Source organism: Halanaerobium sp., assembly GCF_003070835.1.
This window is the reverse complement of record NZ_QBLR01000328.1, coordinates 1-3,672: the sequence shown is the minus strand read 5'-3', so window position 1 is coordinate 3,672 and position 3,672 is coordinate 1. Positions and strand designations below refer to the sequence as shown.

Annotated in this window: 2 protein-coding genes; both read left to right on the top strand. The window is 35.0% G+C overall.

Annotated features, from left to right (window positions below):
* The first annotated feature begins 83 nt into the window (after positions 1-83).
* A complete protein-coding gene (locus CI949_RS18405; protein WP_290769087.1) occupies positions 84-2,828 on the top strand; it encodes a cation-transporting P-type ATPase in 2,745 nt (914 codons plus the stop codon).
* 76 nt (positions 2,829-2,904) lie between these two features.
* A partial coding sequence (locus CI949_RS18400) for a GntR family transcriptional regulator (RefSeq protein ID WP_290769085.1) occupies positions 2,905-3,672 on the top strand: 768 nt, incomplete at its 3' end.

The following is a 3,672-nucleotide window of genomic DNA, read 5'->3' as shown; positions in this document are numbered from 1 at the left end:
GTGTAAAACAGTAACTTTAAATTAATTTTAAAAATGTTATTATTGTTATTAAATACTAAAATAATACAAAATGGGGTGTTTATATGACAGAAAAAGAATTTTATAGACAAAAGGGAACAGAAATTCTTGAAAAATTAGAGACTTCGAAAAAAGGTCTAAGTTCTTCTGAAGCTGCAAAAAGACTTAAAAAAAATGGGAAGAATGTTCTGGAAGCAAAAGCAAAAAAATCTTTAGTAGCGATCTTTTTTGAACAATTTAAAGATGTACTGGTGATTTTGCTTTTAGTTGCAGCTGTCATGTCCTTTATAATTGGCAGTTACCGTGATGGGACTATTATGGTTATCATTGCGGTAATAAACTCAGTAATAGGTTTCCGGCAGGAATTTAAAGCTGAAAAAATTATGGATTCTTTAAATAAATTGGTCAAATCTCCTTCCAAAGTGATTAGAGATGACCAGATTGGAGAAATTGCTCAGGAAGAACTTGTTGTTGGAGATATTGTCAGTCTGGAAGAAGGAGATAAAATTCCGGCTGATTTAAGGATAATTGAATCATTTAACTTAAGGACGAATGATGTTTCGCTGACCGGTGAATCAATGCCGCAGGAGAAGCAGTCAAATCATATTGAAGAAGAGAGACCTCTTGCAGATAGAGATAATATGGCTTATTTAGGAACAACAGTTGCCTCTGGATCAGCTAAGGGAGTAGTTGTAAGAACCGGAATGGAAACTGAAATGGGTAAAATTGCTTCGATGACTCAAGAGGAGGATAAATCTAAATCTCCTCTGCAGTCTGAGCTGCAGTCGGTAGCCAATAAAATTGCAACTTTTGCAGTTATAATAGCCCTGGCTTTATTTGGAGTCAGTATTTATCAGGGTTATGGACTTGACTTTGCTTTGATTTATGCTTTGGGAATTGCAGTTGCGGTTGTACCTCAGGCCTTACCAATGCAGGTCACAGTCGCTTTATCACAGGGGGTTGACCGTCTGGCAGAAAAAAATGCAGTGGTTAAGAAACTTTCTTCTGCTGAAACATTAGGATCAACAAATGTAATCTGTACTGATAAAACAGGAACTCTGACTAAAAATGAAATGACAGTTAAAAAAGTATATTTCGACGGTAGAGAATACGAAATAACAGGTCTTGGTTATGAACCGGAAGGTAAAATTTTAGGAGATGATGGTGAGCCGCTGACAGAAGCTGAAATTGCAGAAATGGAAATTATTTTTGATGCTGCAACAATGGCCTCTAATGCCGAGATTCATGAACCAGATGAAGATCATCCTGGCTGGTATGCTATTGGTGATCCAACTGAAGCAGCTTTAATTACTCTTTCGACCAAACTTGGTACCCGCTCACCAACAGAAGATGAAGACAACCCGGAATTACACGAGTTCAGCTTTGACTCAGATCGTAAAAGAATGAGTTCAATTAGAGAATTTGAAGACGGAAATTATCTTAAGATGAAGGGTGCTTTGGGGAGTGTGCTTTCTATTTCAAAGCATATTCTTAAAGATGGAGAAGTTGTAGAAATTACAGAGGAAGATAAGCAGAGATTAAATAAATTAAATGAAAAATATTCCAAAAATGCAATGCGGGTTCTGGCAATAGCTTACCGTAAGCTGGAAGATAATGAGACTGATTATGTTTTAGAAGAAATTGAAAAGGATGTTATCTTCTTAGGTCTGGTAGCAATGATTGACCCTCCTAAAGAAGGGGTAAAGGAGGCTATTCAGGAGTCACATGATGCTCATATAGATACTTATATTATGACTGGGGATCATGCAATTACTGCCCAGGCAGTTGGTAAAGAAATTAGCCTTTCTGTTAATGATGAGGATGTACCTGTATTTACTAGTGAAGATCTAGAGTCAATGAGCGAAAAAAAACTGCGTGAAACTATGGAAGCAAATGAGTCTTTAATTTTCTCTCGTGTTTCTCCAGAGGATAAATTGAGAATCGTTAAAAACTTAAAAGAACAGCAAAAAATTGTAGCTGTTACCGGTGATGGAGTCAATGATGCTCCTGCTTTAAAGAGTGCTCATATTGGTGTAGCAATGGGCCAGATGGGGACAGATGTTTCAAAAGAGGCCTCAGAATTAATTTTGCTTGATGACAGCTATCCAACTTTAGTATACGCAATCAAAGAAGGAAGAACAATTTATAATAATTTAAAGAAAACAGTAATTGCTTCTCTGACAACAAATGGAGCAGAACTAACAATAGTGCTCTTAGGGCTTTTAGCAGCTGCACTACTTGGAACACCGATACCAATTTTAGCTATTCAGATACTTTCGATTGACCTTTTAGCTGAAATTCTGCCCCTAACAGCACTGACTTTTGATCCGGCTTCTGAACATTTAATGAAATCACCGCCGAGAGAACAGGATGAGCATATTGTTAATAAAAACAGTTTTAGTGAAATAATGTTTCTTGCTCTTTTAATGGGTGGGCTTGCCTTTACTAACTTCTATTTATTTATTAATGATCAGGCAGCAGCAGTCAGGGAAGGGACCCAGCTTTATGCAAGGGCAACAACAATTTCGTTTTTAACAATTGCCTTTTCTCAGTGGGTTAATATTATGTCCCGTAGATATGAATACGAAAGTATTTTTAATAAGAACTTCTTCAGCAATAAAAAGATGCTTTATTCAATTCTAATTTCAATTGCTATGGTTTTATTGATTATTTATACTCCAATCAATGGCTTTCTTGGCTTTGCTGGAGTTACCATAATTGACTGGCTGAGAGTTATAGCTGCTGGAGCTGTTTTCTTAGTTGGACATGAATTAATAAAATTTTTCAAAAGAAAAAACGAAACAGCTTAGTTTAATTTTGTGGAAGAAGATATTATTTTAAATAGAATTAAGATTTTTAATTAAAACTATACTGGAGGGAAGTTAAATGTTTGATATTGAACTAGAAAGAGATGGCAGTGAAAATTTATATACTCAGATCTATGAAGCAATTAGGGCAGAAATTCTGGCAGATAAATACACCCCAGATACTAAGATGCCATCAATAAGAAAGCTTGCTTCCCGCCTCAGTGTAAATGCAGAGACTGTTGTTAAAGCTTATGATCTGCTGGCAGCTGAAAACTTAATTTATAAAAAAGAGGGTAGTGGGAGTTATATTGCTCCTGCTGCTGCTCTAAAAAACACTAGTGATGATCAAAGGCTGAGGATTTTAACCTCTAAGCCCTCTTTATCTTCTCAAAAGACTATTGATTTTAGTGGCCCAGAGCACGGAGAAGAATTTTTAGAAGAGTATGCCTGGGACTTAATTTTTGATCGGTTTTATTCAGAATTTAAAGGACGAAGTTTTAAACAAACTTACGCTGAAAAAAATAGTTATTTTAGATTTTTAGAATCAAAAAATGAAAATTTAAATAAAAGCAAATTATATTATAACTCAGAGGCACAGTTGGCAGAAATATTATTAGAATTGATTGGGGAAAATAAAGAATTACTATTTACCAGCGGCACCAGTAATTCTTTATTCACAAAATTATTTTCAAAAGATGGCAGTCTGAATAATGGAAAAGACAAAGCTTCTTTTTATAATCATAAAGCCAACATTCATCTTAGTTCTGCAGACTATGAAAGTTTAATGAACTATCTTGAAAATAATACTATTGATTATTTAATAATTAGTGATGAATCATTAGAAGAG